Annotated in this window: 17 protein-coding genes; 6 read left to right on the plus strand and 11 right to left on the minus strand. The window is 68.2% G+C overall.

Annotation, left to right across the window (positions count from 1 at the left end; translation table 11 throughout):
* Positions 1–33 precede the first annotated feature (33 nt).
* The 3 genes from lipA (at position 34) to GOY17_RS02290 (ending at position 4486) form a co-directional block, all read left to right on the plus strand.
* On the plus strand, positions 34–1047 hold the full coding sequence (gene lipA, locus GOY17_RS02280; RefSeq protein ID WP_157029136.1) for a lipoyl synthase: 1014 nt from the start codon (positions 34–36) through the stop codon (positions 1045–1047).
* Between the two features lie 263 nt (positions 1048–1310).
* Positions 1311–3572 (plus strand): carboxy terminal-processing peptidase, encoded by a 2262-nt coding sequence (locus GOY17_RS02285; RefSeq protein WP_115841179.1) that lies wholly within the window; start codon positions 1311–1313, stop codon positions 3570–3572.
* Between the two features lie 83 nt (positions 3573–3655).
* Complete coding sequence (locus GOY17_RS02290; RefSeq protein WP_157029137.1) at positions 3656–4486, plus strand: methylated-DNA--[protein]-cysteine S-methyltransferase; 831 nt, start codon at positions 3656–3658, stop codon at positions 4484–4486.
* Positions 4487–4568: 82 nt separating this feature from the next.
* Here GOY17_RS02290 and GOY17_RS02295 read toward each other — a convergent pair whose 3' ends face one another.
* The gene (locus GOY17_RS02295) at positions 4569–5063 is read right to left on the minus strand and encodes an Lrp/AsnC family transcriptional regulator (RefSeq protein ID WP_157029138.1); all 495 of its coding nucleotides are present in this window, start codon (positions 5061–5063) and stop codon (positions 4569–4571) included.
* 249 nt (positions 5064–5312) lie between these two features.
* Between GOY17_RS02295 and yedA the strand changes: the two genes are divergently transcribed.
* From yedA to GOY17_RS02310, 3 genes are read left to right on the plus strand one after another with little or no spacing between them, the layout of a single operon-like run.
* Complete coding sequence (gene yedA, locus GOY17_RS02300; protein WP_157029139.1) at positions 5313–6260, plus strand: drug/metabolite exporter YedA; 948 nt, start codon at positions 5313–5315, stop codon at positions 6258–6260.
* The gene (rarD, locus tag GOY17_RS02305; RefSeq protein WP_157029140.1) at positions 6257–7168 is read left to right on the plus strand and encodes an EamA family transporter RarD; all 912 of its coding nucleotides are present in this window, start codon (positions 6257–6259) and stop codon (positions 7166–7168) included. Before yedA ends, rarD begins: the two co-directional genes overlap by 4 nt.
* A 10-nt stretch (positions 7169–7178) precedes the next feature.
* The gene (locus tag GOY17_RS02310; protein WP_157029142.1) at positions 7179–7688 is read left to right on the plus strand and encodes a DinB family protein; all 510 of its coding nucleotides are present in this window, start codon (positions 7179–7181) and stop codon (positions 7686–7688) included.
* A 223-nt stretch (positions 7689–7911) separates the two neighbouring features.
* Here GOY17_RS02310 and GOY17_RS02315 read toward each other — a convergent pair whose 3' ends face one another.
* From GOY17_RS02315 to GOY17_RS02360, 10 genes are all read right to left on the minus strand, one after another.
* Positions 7912–9243, minus strand: coding sequence for an ABC transporter permease (locus GOY17_RS02315; protein WP_157029143.1), 1332 nt, complete (start codon positions 9241–9243; stop codon positions 7912–7914).
* A gap of 13 nt (positions 9244–9256) precedes the next feature.
* Entirely contained in the window at positions 9257–10414 is a 1158-nt protein-coding gene (locus GOY17_RS02320; protein WP_115841186.1) for an ABC transporter permease, read from the minus strand.
* A 157-nt stretch (positions 10415–10571) separates the two neighbouring features.
* On the minus strand, positions 10572–11267 hold the full coding sequence (locus GOY17_RS02325) for an ABC transporter ATP-binding protein (RefSeq protein ID WP_115841187.1): 696 nt from the start codon (positions 11265–11267) through the stop codon (positions 10572–10574).
* A 61-nt stretch (positions 11268–11328) separates the two neighbouring features.
* On the minus strand, positions 11329–12582 hold the full coding sequence (locus GOY17_RS02330) for an efflux RND transporter periplasmic adaptor subunit (RefSeq protein WP_157029145.1): 1254 nt from the start codon (positions 12580–12582) through the stop codon (positions 11329–11331).
* A 698-nt stretch (positions 12583–13280) separates the two neighbouring features.
* Positions 13281–14660, minus strand: coding sequence for a leucyl aminopeptidase family protein (locus GOY17_RS02335; protein WP_157029147.1), 1380 nt, complete (start codon positions 14658–14660; stop codon positions 13281–13283).
* The gene (locus GOY17_RS02340; RefSeq protein ID WP_157029149.1) at positions 14657–15373 is read right to left on the minus strand and encodes an HAD family hydrolase; all 717 of its coding nucleotides are present in this window, start codon (positions 15371–15373) and stop codon (positions 14657–14659) included. Before GOY17_RS02340 ends, GOY17_RS02335 begins: the two co-directional genes overlap by 4 nt.
* A 239-nt stretch (positions 15374–15612) precedes the next feature.
* The gene (locus GOY17_RS02345) at positions 15613–16746 is read right to left on the minus strand and encodes an AI-2E family transporter (RefSeq protein ID WP_157029151.1); all 1134 of its coding nucleotides are present in this window, start codon (positions 16744–16746) and stop codon (positions 15613–15615) included.
* Complete coding sequence (locus GOY17_RS02350) at positions 16743–17261, minus strand: hypothetical protein (protein WP_157029152.1); 519 nt, start codon at positions 17259–17261, stop codon at positions 16743–16745. Before GOY17_RS02350 ends, GOY17_RS02345 begins: the two co-directional genes overlap by 4 nt.
* Positions 17262–17277: 16 nt before the next feature.
* Complete coding sequence (locus GOY17_RS02355) at positions 17278–17826, minus strand: phage holin family protein (protein WP_157029153.1); 549 nt, start codon at positions 17824–17826, stop codon at positions 17278–17280.
* Between the two features lie 12 nt (positions 17827–17838).
* Positions 17839–18177 (minus strand): hypothetical protein, encoded by a 339-nt coding sequence (locus GOY17_RS02360; protein WP_115841483.1) that lies wholly within the window; start codon positions 18175–18177, stop codon positions 17839–17841.
* Between the last annotated feature and the right edge of the window lie 159 nt (positions 18178–18336).

Genomic DNA, 18336 nt, shown 5'->3' on the forward strand with positions numbered 1-18336 from the left:
GCGCGTTCGCCGATCCAGAGATTCCCCCACGCCATGTCCGAGACCGCCTCCAAGACCATCCCGCTTTCGGTCGTGAGCGGCGACGCCGCGTCGTCGTTGCAGCCGGGCGTGAAGCAGATCGCCGGCGACAAGATCGCCCGCTCGCCGGTGCAGTTCGCCGACGCGCCGGTGCTGCGCAAGCCGTCGTGGATCCGCGTGCGCATTCCGTCGGGCAACTCGGTGCAGCAGCTCAAGTCGAAGCTGCGCGAGAACCGCCTGGTCACGGTGTGCGAGGAAGCCAGCTGCCCGAACATCCACGAGTGCTTCAGCCACGGCACGGCGACCTTCATGATCCTGGGCGAGGTCTGCACCCGCCGCTGCAGCTTCTGCGACGTCGCCCACGGCCGTCCGAAGCCGCCGGATCCGTCCGAGCCCCTGAGCCTTGCGACTACCGTCGCCGACATGGGCCTGAAGTACGTGGTCGTCACCAGCGTCGATCGCGACGACCTGCGCGACGGCGGCGCCCAGCATTTCGTCGACTGCATCGCCGCGATCCGCGAGCACAGCCCGCGCACGCGCATCGAGATCCTCACGCCCGACTTCCGCGGCAAGGGCCGCATGGAGCGCGCGCTGGAGATCATGGCCGCCAGCCCGCCGGACGTGTTCAACCACAACGTCGAGACCGTGCCGGACCTGTACCGCAACGTGCGTCCGGGCGCCGACTACCAGTGGTCGCTGACGCTGCTGAAGAAGTTCAAGGCGCAGCATCCGGAGGTCGCCACCAAGAGCGGCATCATGCTCGGCCTGGGCGAGACGATGGAGCAGGTGCAGGGCACGCTGCGCGACCTGCGCGACCACGACGTGGACATGATCACCATCGGCCAGTACCTCCAGCCCAGCGCGCACCACCACCCGGTGCTGCGTTACTGGACGCCCGAGGAGTTCAAGGCGCTGGAGGAGTACGGCTACGCGCTGGGCTTCACCCACGTCGCCTCCGGTCCGCTGGTCCGCTCGTCGTATCACGCCGACCGTTCGGCGATCGAGGCCGGGGTCGTCGCGGCCGGGTGACCGCTGCGCCAACCGTCGCTTTGCGCTCACATCGTGTTGATCGGCAAAGGCCGAGGCTGAGTCGTGCCTGACCGCAGCCCGTCGCCCAGCTGAACGCGCCCGGGTGAACGGGCGAAGTGCGGCGACTGGCACGCTAATTCCCACCCCCGGTGGGTGACACGTCCCGCAACTTTCGGCACTGTGGGGTTGTCGAACCGCACTCCATTCTGCGTTCGTCTCCTCAGGACCCCCATTCGGCCGCATGCGGTCGCGAAGCCTCCTCGATGAAAGCCAAGACCACTCCCGCCTCCGTCCTCGTCGCCCTCGCGCTGGCCTCGCCCCTGGCACTGCTCGCGCAGTCCGACAGCGCGGCCGACAAGAAGACTTCGCAGGTTGAAGTTCCGACGCACGAGAAGCCGAACCTGATCAAGTCGATGGAGGTCTCGCAGCTTCCGCGCGCGGCCACCGCCGACCAGACCACGGCGGCGAAACTCGTCTACGGCCTGCTGTCCGACAGCCGCTACGCGTATCGCCCGGTCGCGCTGGACGACACGCTCTCGGCCGACATCTACAAGCGCTATCTCGAATCGCTCGACGGCGGCAAGCAGTTCTTCACCGCGCAGGACATCGCCAAGTTCGATGCCTACAAGCTGAAGTTCGACGACGCGATCAAGAGCGGCGACCTTGCGCCGGCCTACGCGATCTTCGCGACGTACAAGCAGCGCGTGGACCAGCGCGTGGGCTACGCGCGCGGCCTGCTCAAGCAGGACATGTTCGATTTCACCGGCAACGACCGCTACGAGTACGACCGCGAGAAGGCGCCGTGGGCGACCGACGACGCGGCGCTCGACACGCTGTGGAAGGCTTCGGTGCGCAACGACTGGCTGCGCCTGAAGCTCGCCGGCAAGAAGCCCGACGACATCCGCAAGACGCTCGACAAGCGCTACGCGAACATGGGCAAGTCCATCGCCGAGCTGAAGGGCGAGGACGTGTTCCAGACCTTCCTCAACAGCTACGCCAACTCGGTCGATCCGCACACCGACTACTTCACGCCGAAGACGGCCGACAACTTCAACGTGTCGATGTCGCTCTCGCTGGAAGGCATCGGCGCCGTGTTGCAGAAGCAGGACGACGTGGTCGCGATCCGCGAGATCGTGCCCGGCGGTCCAGCCGGCAAATCCGGCAAGCTCAAGCCCGGCGACCGCGTGGTCGGCGTGGGCCAGGGCGAAAGCGGCGCGATGGAAGACGTGATCGGCTGGCGCATCGACGACGTCGTCGCCAAGATCCGCGGCAACAAGGGCACGAAGGTGCGCCTGGACGTGATCCCGGCCGAAGCGGGTCTGGACAGCCAGCCGCAGCGCCTGGTGCTGGTGCGCGACAAGGTGCGCCTGGAAGACCAGGCCGCCAAGTCGAAGGTCATCACCATTCCGGCCGCGAACGGCGCACCGGAGCAGCGCATCGGCGTGATCGAACTGCCGGGCTTCTACCAGGACTTCGAAGGTCGCCGGAAGAACAGCAACGACTACGCCTCGGCCACGCGCGACGTCGCCAAGCTGCTGGAAGAGCTGCGCGGCAAGAACGTCGACGGCGTCGTGCTGGACCTGCGCAACAACGGCGGCGGCTCGCTCAACGAAGCCATCGAACTCACCGGCCTGTTCATCGACCGCGGTCCGGTCGTGCAGGTGCGCGAGTCCGGCGGCCGCGTCAGCGTGGAAGGCGACAGCGACACCGGTATCGCATGGGAAGGCCCGCTCGCGGTGCTGATCAACCGCGGTTCGGCTTCGGCGTCGGAGATCTTCGCCGGCGCGATCCAGGATTACGGTCGCGGCCTGGTCATCGGCGAAACGAGCTTCGGCAAGGGCACGGTGCAGAACCTGGTCGACCTCGACCGCTGGCCGGCGAATGAAGAAGCGCGCTTCGGCCAGGTGAAGCTGACCATCGCGCAGTTCTTCCGCGTGAGCGGCGGTTCGACGCAGAACAAGGGCGTGGTGCCGGACGTGGCCTTCCCGGTCTCGGTCGACGCGAGCGAGTACGGCGAAAGCACGTACGACAACGCGCTGCCGTGGACGCGCATCTCGGCCGTGCCGCACACCACCTACGGCAACTTCTCGCCGCTGCTTCCGAAGCTCGAGGCGCTGCACACCACGCGCATCGCGAACGACAAGGAATTCCAGTGGTGGAGCGAGGACGTCGCGCAGTTCCGCGACGAGCGCGCCAAGAAGTGGGTCAGCCTCAACGAGGCCGAGCGTCGTGCAGAGCGCGATGGCGAGGAAGCCAAGCGCAAGTCGCGCCAGGAACAGCGTAAGGCACTGGGCCTGGATCTCGACCCGCTGGCCGACGACTACAACGACGACGGCCTGGCGGCAAATGAGCGCGACATCGCGAAGGACGCCGAACGCGAGAAGCTCGCCGACAAGCGCCCGGACCCGCTGCTGCGCGAATCGGCCGCCATCCTCGCCGATGCGGTGCGCCTGCTGAACAACGATCGCCAGTTGTCGGCGCAGGTGCTGCCGACCGCGACGACGGCGGGCCACTGGGCCGACTGACACGACGTCGGGGGAAATCCCCACGCCAGGCACAACAAGGATCGGATAGCGGGCGCCCTCGGGCGCCCGTTACTGTTTGGGCCATGAACACTGCCCGCCAACTCCGCGACAAGCTCGAACATGCCCGCCGCCTGATGGACGAAGGCGAGCCCACGCTCGCCGACCTCGCGGCAAGCGTCGGACTGAGCGCCTCGCATCTGCAGCGCCGCTTCGCCGAGCGCTTCGGCCTGAGCCCGGCCGAGTACCTCTCGCAGCGCAAGCTCGGCACGCTGAAGGGTGCCCTGCGCGAAGGCAGCGACGTCAGCGCGGCGCTGTACGACGCGGGGTACGGTTCGCCGTCGCGCGTCTACGAAGGCGGCGCGGCGAAACTCGGCATGACACCGGCGCGCTATCGGGCCGGCGGCGCGGGCGAGCAGATCCGCTGGAGCATCGCCGACACCGCGCTCGGACAGGCGCTGGTCGCAACGACCGAACGTGGTATCTGCATGATCGAACTGGGTGAGGATGCCGTCGCGCTCGAAGCGAAGCTGCACGCGGAATTCCCGAGGGCGCAGCTGGAACGCGTCGATGCCGGGCGCGACGAATTCCTCGCGCCACGCCTGCGGGCGGTCGCCGAGGCGCTCGCCGGACGACAGGCGCAGGTTCCGGTGGATCTCATCGGCACGGCGTTCCAGAAGAAGGTGTGGGACGCGCTGATGAAGATCCCGCACGGACAGACGCGCAGCTACACGCAGATCGCGGAGGAGATTGGCCATCCGCGTTCGATGCGCGCCGTGGCCAATGCATGCGCGAACAACCACGTCGCCATCGTCGTCCCGTGCCATCGCGTGGTGCGCGGCGACGGCTCACTGGGCGGCTACCGCTGGGGGCTGCCGATGAAGCAGCGCGTGCTGGAGCGCGAGCGCGTGGCGTGAGCAGGACGTAGGTCGTCGTCAAAGCGTCCGTGCCCCGACGAGCGAAGCGGCCCCGGATTTCGTCCGCGGCCCATCACCCGCCTCACTTGCGACGCCGGACCGGCACGCGCGTGGACACCTGCAATCCCGACTTCACCACGTCGAACACCATCCGCGTCTCGTAGCGCTTGATGTTGCCTTCGTCCATGAACAACCGGTCGGCGACTTCGCGGCAATGCGCGACGCCGGTGGTGCAGAGGATCACCAGGTAGTCCCACTCGCCGGCGAGCGAGTAGCACTGCTGCACTTCCGGGGCGGCGCGCATGCGGGCGTGGAAGGCGGCGTGGAGCTTGGCTGATTCGCGCTCCATCGCAACCAGCACCGTCGCCAGTGTGGTGGTGCCGAGCAGAGTGGAGTCCAGAACGGCGACCTCGCGCATGAGTCCGTGCTTGCGATAGCGCGTGATGCGCCGCTGCACGGCGCTCGCCGATAGCCCCACGGCTTCGCCGAGCGCGGTCAGCGTCGAGGCCGAGTCGCGCTGCAGCAGCTCCAGCAGGCGGTGGTCGAACTCGTCCAGTACGACGGGTGTTTTGGCCATGCAAAATTTTTGCGTCAGGGCGCACGATTTATCAAGCATGTCGCGGCCGGTGCGCGTTACGCTTCACCCATCCGAACGACTCTCGGCACCGCGCGTGCGTGGCGTCCCGCCCGAACAGGGCAGAACGCTCCGACCGCACGGTGCCTCGATGTCGTCCGGCGCTCGCGGTCGCCGCAACGCTGTGTTGCCGATTGCCGCGTTCATCGAAGTAGAGCAGTGCCGCACCTCCACCCCACGCATGGAATCCGCATGAGCACCGCTGCACCTCACGACCGGGCCGCGCCCGGCGCGCTCGCCGTCGCCTTCGCCCTGGCCTCGGTCTACATCCTCTGGGGCTCGACATACCTGGCCATCCGCTTCGCGCTGGAGAGCTATCCGCCGTTCCTGCTCGGCGCCGGCCGCATGTTCCTCGCCGGCCTCATCATGTACGTCGTGCTGCGCGCGCGTGGCGTCGCGTCGCCCACCGGCAAGCAATGGCGCACGCTGTGGATCCTCTCGATCTGGATGGTGCTGCTGTCCAACGGGCTGGTGAATCTGGCCGAGACCGAAGTCGGCTCGGGCCTCGCCGCGATTGCCGTCGCATCGATGCCGCTGTTCGCCGGCGTCTTCGCGATGCTGCGCGGCCGCCACCCGTCGAAGATCGAGTGGATCGGCCTGCTCATCGGTTTCCTTGGCGTGCTCTGGCTCAACGCCGGCGGCGAACTGTCGTCCTCCACACTTGGGCTCATCTGCCTGGTGATCGCGCCGATCGCCTGGGCGTGGGGCTCGATCTGGAGCCGCGACCAGGACCTGCCGCAGCCCTTCATGTCCGCCGCCGGGCAGATGCTCACCGGCAGCATCTGGATGCTCATCGCCGCGGTGATCCACGGCGAGCGCATCACGCAGATGCCGACGCTGTCGGCGACCGGCGCGATGCTCTACCTCGTCGTCGCCGGTTCCATCTTCGGCTTTACCGCCTACATCTGGCTGCTGCACCACGTGCGGCCGGCGCTCGCGACCAGCTACGCCTACGTCAACCCGCCGATCGCGGTGCTGTTCGGCGCGCTGATCGGCGGCGAGCACTTCACCGCGCATGACCTCGGTGCGATGGCGGTGATCCTGGTTGGCGTGGTGATCATCACGCTGGCGAAGGCGCGCGCTGCGAAGCCGGTAGCGGCTGCGCCGTCGGCCGCCTCGTCGTCGGAGCCCGCGGCATGAACACCGGTCACGACACCCGCAACGGGCTCTGGATCGCGGCGGCGTCCTTCGTCCTGTGGGGCCTGATGCCGCTGTACTGGCACCTGCTCAAGAACGTCCCGTCGCTGCAGATCGTGCTGCACCGGATCGTCTGGAGCGCGCTGCTCGTCGCCGGCTGGCTCGGCTGGAAGCAGGGCCGCGGCTGGCTGAAGGCGACGCTCGCACGGCCGCGCGCCGCGTGGATGCTGGCGCTGAGCGGCGTGCTGATCGCCTTCAACTGGGGCCTGTACATCTGGGCGGTGAACGCCGGGCACGTGGTCGAAAGCAGCCTGGGCTACTTCATCAACCCGCTGATCAGCGTCGTGCTCGGCGTGGTGTTCCTGCACGAGCGGCTCAACCGCGTGCAGTGGCTGTCGGTCGCCATCGCCGCCACCGGCGTGGCGTGGCTCACGTGGCAGTACGGGCAGCCGCCGTGGATCGCACTCGGCCTGGCGCTTTCGTTCGGTCTGTACGGCCTGATCCGCAAGCTGGTCGCGGTGGATGCGGTGAGCGGGCTTGCGGTCGAAGGCGTGTACCTGTTCCTGCCGGCCCTCGCGCTGTTGCTATGGAGCGAGACGCACGGCGGTGGTGGATTCGGCGGCGGCTACGGCCTCGCGGCCGACGCGCTTCTGATCTTCGCCGGCGTGCTGACCGCGCTGCCGCTGATCGGCTTCGCCTATGCGGTACGACGCGCGCCGCTGTCGGTGGTCGGCCTGATGCAGTACATCGCGCCGACGATCCAGTTCCTGCTCGGCGTGCTGTTCTTCAACGAAGCCTTCGATCGCGATCGCGCGACCGGCTTCGTCTTCATCTGGATCGCACTGGCGATCTTCGCCGGCGAAGGACTGTGGCGGGCGCGGCGTCAGCCGGCGGTCCCGGCCACGGCGTGAGGACATCGCGATGGACAAGACCACGTTGAACGCACTGGCGCTGTTCCCGTTGCAACTGGAAGCGCACTACAAGGCGATTCCCGTGTCGCATCGTCACTGGACGCCGGCGAGCTGGGACGGCATTCCGAGCGAACACTTCACCGCAATCGAGCAGTTGTGCCACGTGCGCGACATCGAGGTCGAGGGCTACCAGGAGCGCATCCGCCGCACGCTGGACGAAGCGCATCCGCTGCTGCCGTCGATCGACAGCGAGTCGCTGGCGATCGAACGCCGCTACGGCGGCGCCGATGCCGACGCCGTGCTGCAGGCGTTCCGCGACGCGCGCGCCCGCACGGTCGAGACAATCGCGCGCCTGGACGACGTGCAGCTCGCGCGCACGGCGGAGTTCGAAGGCTACGGCCCGCTCACGTTGCGCGGCCTGGTGCATTACCTGTGCAGCCACGACCAGCAGCACCTGGCGGGATTGCAGTGGCTGCTGGGGAAGATCGAAGCGGAGCGGGTATCGCAGCTTCGCGCGTAACGCGTTTGCCATTGGCTGTCATTCCCGCGAAGGCGGGAATCCAGCCGTCAGCCGTGGCAGCTCGTCCGTAGCTTGATGCGTCTGCCCCATGGATTCCCGCCTTCGCGGGAATGACAGCAAAAGGCGAAAAGCCCCCATGGATTCCCGCCTTCGCGGGAATGACGGCAGAAACAGAAAGGCCGCGATCGCTCGCGGCCTTTCTGCTTTCAACGCAAGGCGGATATCACGCCGCCCGCAACGCCTCCGTCACCGGCAACCGCGCTGCACGGAGCGCGGGGAACAGGCCGCCGACCAGGCCGATGCCGAGCGCCCACTTGATGCCGTTCCACAGCAGCTCGGGCGAGACCTTGAACTGGAACATCACCTGGCTGAAGTTGTTGCCCAGCGTCGACACGCTGTAGCCGTTGAACACCAGCCACGCGATCAGCCCGCCGAGCAGGCCGCCGATCAGCGCCAGCAACATCGTTTCCAGCATCACCGCCACCACCACCGGCAGGCCGCGGAAGCCGATCGCGCGCATCGTCGCGATCTCGCGCGAACGCCCCGCCACGGCGGCGTACATGGTGTTGAGCGCGCCGAACACCGCGCCCACCGCCATGATCGAGCCGATCACGATGCCCAGCACCCGCAGGAAACCGCTGAGCTGCTCGGACTGCTTGGCGTAGTAATGGCGCGTGGTGTCGACGTCGAGCTTCAGGCGCGGGTCGGCGGCCATCGCGGCCTTGAGCTTGTTGAAGCCGTCCTTGCCGTCGAGCTTCACCGTGATCGACTGGTACGCGCTGCGGCGATACGTCGAGGCCAGGGTTTCTGCGTCGGCCCACAGCTCCGAGTCGTGCGAATCGCCCGACGCGAAGAAGCCCACCACCGTCCACACCTGGTTCGCCAGTTCGATCTGCGTACCCGGCTTGAGGTCGTTGAACTGCTGGTCGACGTACTGCTTGCGCGCGCCCTGGCCGATGATCAGCTCGCGCTTGCCCGGCTCGAACTTCCGGCCTTCGACGATCTTCACCTGCGGCCGCAGCGCCCACGCCGCCTCGCCGACGCCGCGCAGCTGCGCGTTGGCATCGGTATGGTCGGCGCGTGTGACCATGTTCACCACCTGCGACAGCTCCGGCGAAATCGCCGGCCGGCCGTCCGCACCGCGCGCGACGCCCGCCAACGCACTCACCAGCGGCACCTGATCGCGGGTGATGACCGAATTGGTCTCCGCCTGCGAACCGCCGCGCAAGATAATCGCGGTGCTGTCGTTGCCGGTCTGCTTCAGCGTCGCCTCGAAGCCCGCGCCCATCGCCAGCATCGCCACCAGCACGCCGACCACGCCGGCGATGCCGACCACGATGACGCTCGAGGCGCCCCATCGCTGCGGCAGGCTCGCGATGCCGATGCGCGTGGCTTCCAGCGCGAGCCGGCCGCTGCGCGTGAGCAGCAGCCACAGCACCATCGCGACCACCAGCGCCAGCACGGCGTACCACGGCAGCATGATCCAGGCGGCCAGTCCGACGACCAGCGCCAGCACGACGCCCGCATTGCCCAACCACTTCCTTGCACGGCTCATGTCGTGTCTCCTGTCAGCGGCCCGCGAGGGCATCGACGATGTTCAGGCGCATCGCGCGCAGCGCCGGCAGCAGGCCGACGACCACGCCGATGATCAGCATCAGCGCCAGGCCCAGGCCCCAGGTCGCGCCGGGGACGCTCGGCAGCTGGATCAGGCCGCGGCTGGCCGAGCTGACGCCCGGCATGATCAGCGCCGCCAGTCCCAGGCCGATCAGCCCGCCCAGCACCACCAGCAGCGTCGCCTCGGCCAGCACCAGCCACAGCACGCTGCGGTTGGAGAACCCGATGGTCTTCAGCACCGCCAGTTCCGGGATGCGCTCGCGCACCGCCTGCGCCATCGTGTTGCCGGTGAGCAGGAGCAGGGTGAAGAACACCGCGCCCATGATCGAAGTCACGATCATCCCGATGTCGCCGATCTGCTTGAAGAACGCCTGGTTGAACGCCGCTTCGGTCTGCGTCTTGGTCTCGTGGTCGGAGTTGTCCGACAGCTTGTCGATCGCCTGCGCGACGGCATTGGACTGGTCGGCGTTGGCCACGTCGATCACGTACCAGTGCACCTGGCCCTTGATGTAGTCGTTGGCCTCGTCGAAGTACTTCCAGTTGAACATCAGCGTGTTCTCTTCGCCCTTGCGCTTGTTGTCGTTCACGCGGTAGATGGCGACGAGCTTGAAGTTCCAGTTGTTGCTGCCCTTGGTCGGGAAGATGGTCGCCTGCAGCGGGATCGTGTCGCCGATCTTCCAGCCGTGCTTGGTCGCCAGCGCCTCGCCGACGATGGCGCCGTCCTGCGTGGCGTAGAACGCCTTGAGCTGGTCGGCGGGCACGACGTACTCCGGATACAGCTCCATGTAACCCGGGCCGACGGCGAAGTTCGGGAAGAAGTTCTTCGGATCCTGGTAGATGCCGCCGAACCAGGTGGCATACGAAGCCTTCTTCACCCCCGGCACGCTTTCGATCTGCGACTGCAGCCGGTACGGCAGCGACGAGGTGATCGACAGCTTCGAGGTGGTGATGAGGCGGTTGGTGCCGGCGACGTTCGCGCTCGAACTGAACGCCACGCGGACCGAGTCGAGCATGCCGAACAGCAGGAATGCCGTGACGACCGACAGCAGCGTCAGGAAGGTGCGCGTCTTGCTTCGGAACAGCGCGGCCCAGATCAGGTGCAGGTATTTCATCTCTGCGTCCTCAAGAAGTTTTTTACTCCCTCCCCTGCCTGGCAGGGGAGGGTGGGGGAGGGGTGACGAGCCGCATCGCGGCGAGCTTCGGCGCTGTCGCGCCTCAGTACCCCCTCCCAACCTCCCCCTGCGAGCAGGGGGAGGAGCCAATGGGGGCTTAGTGCTCCAGCGCCAGCTCGCGTTCGACCAGCGTTCCCTTGTCGAGGTGGATCGTGCGCTGCGCGTGGTCGGCGGCCTTGGGATCGTGCGTGACCATGATGATGGTCTTGCCGTGGTCGCGATTGAGCGACTGCAGCAGCGCAAGGATCTCCTCGGCCGATTGACGATCCAGATCGCCCGTCGGTTCATCGCAGATCAGCAGCGTCGGATCGGAGACGATCGCGCGTGCGATCGCCACGCGCTGCTGCTGGCCGCCGGACAGTTCGTTCGGCCGATGCTTGCCGCGTTCGGCCAGCCCTACCAGCTGCAGCGCGATCTCCGCGTTGCGCTTGCGCTGCGCCGCCGACAGCTTGGTCAGCAGCAGCGGCAACTCGACGTTCTTCTGCGCGTTGAGCGTCGGCATCAGGTTGTAGAACTGGAAGACGAAGCCGACGTTCTGGCTGCGCCAGTGCGACAGCTGCCCGGCGGTCATCGCGTCGATGCGCTGGCCGTCGACGGTGATCTCGCCGCCGGTGGGCGAATCCAGTCCTCCGATGAGGTTGAGCAGCGTGGTCTTGCCGGAACCCGACGGACCCATCAGCGCGACGAAATCGCCCTTGGGGATGTCCAGGTCGATGCCGTGCAGCACCTCGACCTTCTCCGGACCGCGTTGATAGGTCTTTCTCAGGTTGCGGATCGAAACCAGCGTGGCCATTGCGACGTCCTCGAAACGATGAAAGGGGGACTGCTTCCTGCTCGTAAGGCTTGCTTGCTGCTTATTCGCTTGCGGGCTCCGCTTCGCCGCCTTGCGCGACGCGCACGCGGTCGCCGTCGGACAGCGAGGCCGGAGGATCCAGCACGACCGTCTCACCGCCTGAGAGACCCTGCGTGATCTCGCGATCCTCGCCCAGGCTGCGGCCCACGGTGACTTCGCGCTGCGAGGCCTTGTCCTCGGTCACGACGAACGCGACCTGCTTGCCGTCGCGCGCGACGATCGCCGCCGCCGGCGCGAGCGCGCCGGGCTTCTGCGCGGGCGCTTCATCCTTCTTCGGCTCCAGGAAGCTCACGCGCACGCCCATGTCGGGCACGATGCGCGGATCCTTCTGCTTCAGCGCGACGCGCACCTTCACCGTCGCCTTGCCGCGATCGGCTGCCGGGATGATCGCGATGACCTCGCCGGGGATCTTCCAGTCCTGGTACGCGTTGAGCGTGGCCTCCACCGGCATCTTCGGTTGCACGCGGCCGATGAAGGCCTCGCCGACCTCGACTTCGACTTCCAGCGAATCCATGTCGACGATGGTGCCGATACCCGTACGCGTGAAGCCGCCGGTGGCGAGCGGCGAGACGATCTCGCCCGGCTGCGCGGCCTTGGCGGTGACGACGCCGGCGAACGGCGCGCGCACGATGGTGTTGTCGACGCCGATGTCGGCGATGCGCAGGCGATCGCCGGCCACCTTGGCGTTGCGCTCGGCGGTGGTCAGCTCGGCGCGCAGCGAATCGCGCGCGGCGACGGCTTCGTCGTACTGCGCCTTCGACACGAGCTGCTGGTTCACCAGCGTCGACAGGCGGCGCGCGTTGGCTTCGGCTTCCGACAGCTGCGCGCGCACGCTCTCGACCTGGCTGCGCGCGGCGCTGTGCTGCGCGCTGGCGAGCGTGCGTTCGGCATCGGCGTCGAGCGGATCGAGCGTGGCCATGACCTGGCCTTCGTCGACCTTCATGCCTTCCTCGATGAACACCTCGCGCACCTTGCCGGTGATCTTCGCCGACACCGTCGCCATGCGGCGCGCGACGATGTAGCCGGTGGCATCCAGCACCGACCCGCTCGCGCCGCCGTTGCCGATCGCCGTCACCGTGGCGGTGCGCACTTCCACGCCGCGCGCGCGGCCGAACGCGGCCCACGCGACGAGCGCGATCACGACCAGGACCGCGACGGCGGCCAACGCGATCCACAGCCCGCGACGCGAGGTGGGCGGCGGCGGTGCCGAGCGGTCTATGCGCAGTTCCTTGAGCAGGTCGGCAGAGTTGTTCATCGACGATCCGGACGATGGGGAAGGGGGGCAGTGTGGGCAGCGTCCCGCGCCGCGCCAAGGGGCCGGAAGTAACTTTCTACGGCCGCAACGCCGCCAAGCGTATGCGATGCGGGGGCGCGGGGTCACCTTGGCGGCCGGCGTACGCATGTGCCCGGAGCGCCATTCGGTGGTCGATAGCGCTATCAAGCGCTTTGCGGCGTCATCCCGGCGAACGCCGGAACCCGGGCTGGCAGCGCTTCCGCACTTCGGTCGTCATTCCAGCGAAAGCTGGAATCCATTTGGCTCTATGCGTCCGGTGCGGAAGCAACAGCGCAGCGCTGTCAGGCAGAGGCAGTTCACCTCCATCGCTCCGTTGCCCCTCACCCCAACCCCTCTCCCGGTGGGAGAGGGGCTTGCAGCGCCGTCACCAGAGCGTGGCCACGCATGAAGCGCCGCCACCCATGAAGCACCGTCATCCCGGCGAACGCCGGGACCCAGGCTGGCAGCGCTTCCACACTTCGGTCGTCATTCCAGCGAAAGCTGGAATCCATCTGAACTTGGCGTCCGATGCTGGAAACAACATCGCAGCGCTGTTCGGCAACGACAGTTCACCGTCACAGCTCCGTTGCCCCTCACCCCATCCCCTCTCCCGGTGGGAGAGGGGCTTCACAGCGCGTCGTTCCAGGGCAGCAATGCGACCTGGACCTCTCAGCTGGACGTCAAACGCCCGCGTGCTGCTTCAACAGCGCGTACGCAGCGCGCAAACCCTGCGCTTCACCGCCGGCGGGGCGGCCGGGGCGGTCGTTGTCGTTCCAGCTGTACACGTCCAGGTGCGCCCACTTCTGCGTCGGCGGGACGAAGCGGTCCAGATACACCGCGGCGGTGATCGAGCCGGCCATCTTCGACGGGCCGCCGTTGGCGATGTCGGCCACGTTGCTCACGAGGTAACGCACGTACGGGCGCCACAGCGGCATGCGCCACAGAGGGTCGCGCAGCTGCATGCCGGCGTCGAACCACTGCTGCGCCACGCCGTCGTCGTTGCTGTACAGCGCCGGCAGGTCCGGACCCAGCGCGATGCGCGCCGCGCCGGTGAGCGTGGCGAAGTCCAGCAGCAGCTGCGGCTGCATCTCGGCGGCGTAGGTCAGCGCATCGCAGAGGATCACGCGGCCTTCGGCGTCGGTGTTGTCGATCTCGACCGTGACGCCCTTGCGCGTGTCGACGACTTCGCCCGGACGGAACGCGTTCGGCCCGATCGCGTTCTCGACCGCCGGAACAAGCAGCGTGATGCGCAGCGGCAGCTTGCGCGCCATCACCAGTTCGGCCAGCGCGATCGCGTGTGCCGCGCCGCCCATGTCCTTCTTCATGTTGCGCATGCCGTCGGCGGGCTTGAGGTCCAGGCCGCCGGTGTCGAAGCACACGCCCTTGCCGACGATGACCACGTGCGGGTGCGCTTCATCGCCCCAGCGCAGCGTGATGAGCCTCGGTGCGCGATGGCTCGCGCGGCCGACGGCGTGGATCGCCGGGAAGTTCTGCGTGATCAGGTCGTCGCCGCTCACCACTTCGATGCGCGCGCCGAAGCGTTCGGCGATCTCGCACGCCACCTGCTCCAGCTGGTCCGGACCCATGTGCTCGGTCGGCGTGTTGACCAGGTCGCGCACGCGCACGCAGGCGGCCAGCTGCGCGAAGGCGTCGGCATCGGCCTGCGCGATGGCCAGCTGCGCCGGCGCGCGCAGCGGCTGGCGGTATCGGGTGAAGCGATATGCGCCCAGGCCCCAGCCCAGCTGCAGGGCGTTGCGGGCGTCGGCCGGCAGCTCGCCCGCCAGCGCGAACGCGCGCGCCGGCAACGCGTACGGCGCGTGGCCGTAGGCGAACGGGTCGAGCATGTCGCCCACGCCGATCACCGCGCCCGCGATGCCGCCATCGGTGCCCGGCAGCGTGATCGCGGAGAACGGCGAGCCGTCGAAGCCCTGCGCATCGAGCCATGCGCCGACGTTCGCCGGCTGCGCGCCGCGCCAGCCGGCGAGGCTGTCGCGCGTGACGACGTGCAGCGGCAGCGCGTCGGCGGTGGTGGTGTCGGCAAATCCGGACGGCAGGCTCATGCGGCAACGGTTTCCATCGTGTGCGTCGAATCCAGCCAGTCGGCGAGTTCGGCGAGGGTGGTGAATTGAAGATCGGGGCGCACGTCCTCGTGCGGCCACTGCGCGCCGATGCGGTTGATCCAGCAGCTGCGCAGGCCCGCGCGATGCGCGCCGACGACGTCCATCTCGATGTCGTCGCCCACGTGCAGCACCTCATGCGGCGCGAACGGGAAGCGCGCGCAGGCGGCGTGGAAGATGCCGGCGTGCGGCTTGGGCATGCCGTGTTCGCGCGCGCCGAGCTGGAAGGCGAAATGCGCGCCAATGCCGACGCGGGCGAGGTCCGCATTGCCGTTGCTGATCGCCGCCAGCGGCACGCGTGCGGCCAGGCGCGCGAGTGCGTCCAGCGTGTCCTCGTAGAAGTCCACGCGGTTGCGCTCGTCGTAGAACGCCTCGAAAGCGGCGTCGGCGTGCAGCGGATCGTCGCCGGCCAATTCCAGCGCCCGCACCAGGCTCAGCTTGCGCAGCTGGCTGAAGTCGTGGGCCAGGTCGGGGCGCTCGACGTACATGCGCTCGCGCAGTTCGCGCATCGCCTCGATCGGGAAGCGCTGCGCGGTGAGCGGGCAGTGCTGCGTCAGCCAGTCGTGCAGCACGCGTTCGACCCGCGCACCGATCGGTGCGAAGGGCCACAGCGTGTCGTCGAGGTCGAGGGTGATCGCGCGGACGGGGAAAGCCATCCGGCGATTTTAGCCCCAGCCGGCGGCGGGGCTGGGTACGGCCTCGGGGAGGCCGCGAGGCGGGGATTGCTGGGGATTGCTGGCTGCCGTTACGCCCTCCCCTGCGACTGCAGGGGAGGGTTGGGGAGGGGTGAAGTGGCGACTCGTGACGTGCGGTTCGGCATCGGCGTATCACCGCATTGCACGCGCCGACCCTCACCCCAACCCCTCTCCCGGAGGGAGAGGGGCTCATGAGCAGGTCACTCCAGCAGCCGCGCCCACCCCGTCAGCCCTTCCACGCGCGCCAGCACCAGCTTCACGCACACCAGCAGCGGCACCGCGAGCAGCAGCCCGACGATCCCCCACAGCCAGCCGAACACCATCAGCGCCAGGATCAGTACCAGCGGCGACAGCCGCATGCTGTGGCCCAGGATGATCGGCGTGATGATCTGGCCTTCCAGCGTGTGCAGTGCGAGGTAGATGCCGGCCGGCAGCAGCGACGGCCACAGGTCGTCGAAGGCGACGAAGCCCATCAGCAGCATGATGATGATGCCGATCAGCGGACCCACGTACGGCGCGAAATTGAGGATCGCCGCCATCGTGCCCCACAGCAGCGCCTCCTGCATCGGCACGCCCAGCCAGTACAGCGCGCCCGACAGCGCCAGGCCCAGGCAGGTGTTGATGACGGTGATGGTCAGCACGTACCGCGAGATGGCGCGCTCGATCGAGGTGAGGATCTCCACCGTCAGCTTCTTCTGCTGGCGCGTGGGCAACAGCGCGAGCGCGTTCCGCTGCAGCTGCTCGCCATACACCATGAAGAAGAACGTCAGCAGCACCACGGCGAGTACCGACGCGATGCGTCGCGGCGTCGCGGTGAGGACCTTGTACGGCTCGTTGGCTTCGGTACGGATCACCTGCACCGGCCGGCTCGTGCTTTCGCCACCGGCCGCGCGCGCGATGTTCTGCGCGGCCTTGTTCGCGTCGAGCATCGGCTTGTAGAGATCGCGCAGCTTTGGCGCGACCTGCTTCATCTCGCGCGGCACCTGCCGCACCCATTCGCCGGCCGGTTCGATCAGCTGGTTGCCCAGCGCGCCGGCCGCGAACAGCCCGCCGAGCAGCACGATCAGTGCGCCGATGAATCGCGGCACGTACACGCGCTGCAGACCGCGGATGATCGGGTTGCCGATCAGCGCGAAGAACATCGCCAGCAGGATCGGCAGTACCAGTTCCTGCGCCGCCCACAGCGTGAAGCCCACCGCGAGCGTCGCCAGCACCACCGCCGCGCTGGATGAGCGCGGTCGCGGCGCGGGCGGGGGACTGGGAGGAAGTTCGCCGTCCTCGTCGAGCGAATCGACGTTGTCGGCCGCGGCCGGAACCGGCGGCAGCGCGCTCATCGCGTCACCTGGTCGACGGTCGCGGTGCGTGCGGCACGTGCGCGCGTTTCGGCTTGGGCCAGCGCGTATGCCTCGTCCTCGAAGTCGTCGGCGACCGCATCCGGATGCACGCTGCCCGCCGGCGCCACGACGCCCGCGCCGACCGCCCCGCGCGCGGCGAGCGCGTCGGCGACGGTGAGGTTCTCGCCGCTGGCGACCTGCTCGCTGACTTCGCTGGCTTCTTCGGCGGCGACCTTCGCGCTGCCGCTGGCCATCAGCGTGGACACCATCGAGATCATCTGCAGCAGCCCGCCGCTCTTGCCGACGGCTTTCATCGGTTCGGCGCGGCCCACCAGGAAGCCCGCCGCCAACCCCGCGGTGACGATGCGCCATGGCGTCCACGCGGCGAGCCACGAGGATTTGAGGTGGCGGAGGTCGGCCACGACCTCGCGCTCGCGCGTCTCCACCACGTCCTCGGCCTGATGGACCTTGGCGATGAGCTGCTTGAAGGTCGGCTTTTTCTGCTTGATCGCCATGTGACGTGCCTGCGGATCAGGGCGGGGTGATGTCGATGTCGTTGCTTTGCTGCTTCGGCATCTGGTCGACGTTCTCGCGCAGGTCCTTGGCCGTTTCGCGCGCGGATTGCGGCGAGTCCGGCGTCGGCATCAGGTCCGACAGTTCGCCGATGCCCAGCCGCGCCAGCTGCCGGCGCGTGGCCTGCATGCGCGTGTGGTCGAAGTAATGCATTGCGCGCAGGCCGGCGTAGGCGGTGACGACGAGACTGAGGCCGGCGGCGATCAGCATCGACATCAGCCACGACAGACCGAAGTTGCGAAGCAGCGTGACCAGCGTGGCCATGAGGAACAGCCACGCCGATGCGCCGAACACGACGGCGACGCCAGCGAACGCCAGCGCGCGTCCCATCGCGCTGCGCGCCAGCGACAGATCGGCCGCGAGCAGCGAGCGCAGGGCGCGCGCCGAATCGGCGGCGGCGCCCAGGCTGGCCTTGGCGGTGTTGCCGATGTCGCGCAGCGACTCGGCGAGGTCCGGCGGTGGCTGGTCCGCCGGGTCGTGGTCGTGGCGCTCGTCCCCTTCGCTCACGTCAGCGCGCGCTTACTTGTCGCCGCTGCGGCCGAGCTTCGCGAGGATCCATCCCGCAGCGAAGGCGACGCCGAACGAAGCCAGCGGACGCTCGCGGATGAGCTCGGCGGCGCTGTCGACCAGGTCGCGGCCCTTGTCCATCAGCGCGTCCATCTGCTCGCGCGCGGCGCCACCGGCGTTCTCCGCGGCGGCGAGGCCGGCGAGCGCGCCATCGGCGAGGTCCGCCTTGACGTTCGCCTTGCCCACGCGCAGTTCCTCGCCCGCGGCGCTCGCCGCACCGCGCAGCGCGGAGCCTGCGTCGCTGGCGGCCTGCTTCACGTGGCCGCCGGCCTGCGAGAGGTTGCTGCGCACGCCGTCGGTGTAGTTCGACGCCGTGCCGCTGCCGGCGTTCGTGCCGAGGCCGGAGCCAGTGCCCGTGCCGGTGTTGATGGCGCTGCCGCCGGGATTGGTCGGATCGGTGGGGGTATTCATCGAGCGGCTCCTGTATGTCGGAAGGACGTTCTGCTGAAA

Source organism: Lysobacter soli (assembly GCF_009755585.1).
Taxonomy (GTDB): Bacteria; Pseudomonadota; Gammaproteobacteria; order Xanthomonadales; family Xanthomonadaceae; genus Lysobacter_J; species Lysobacter_J soli.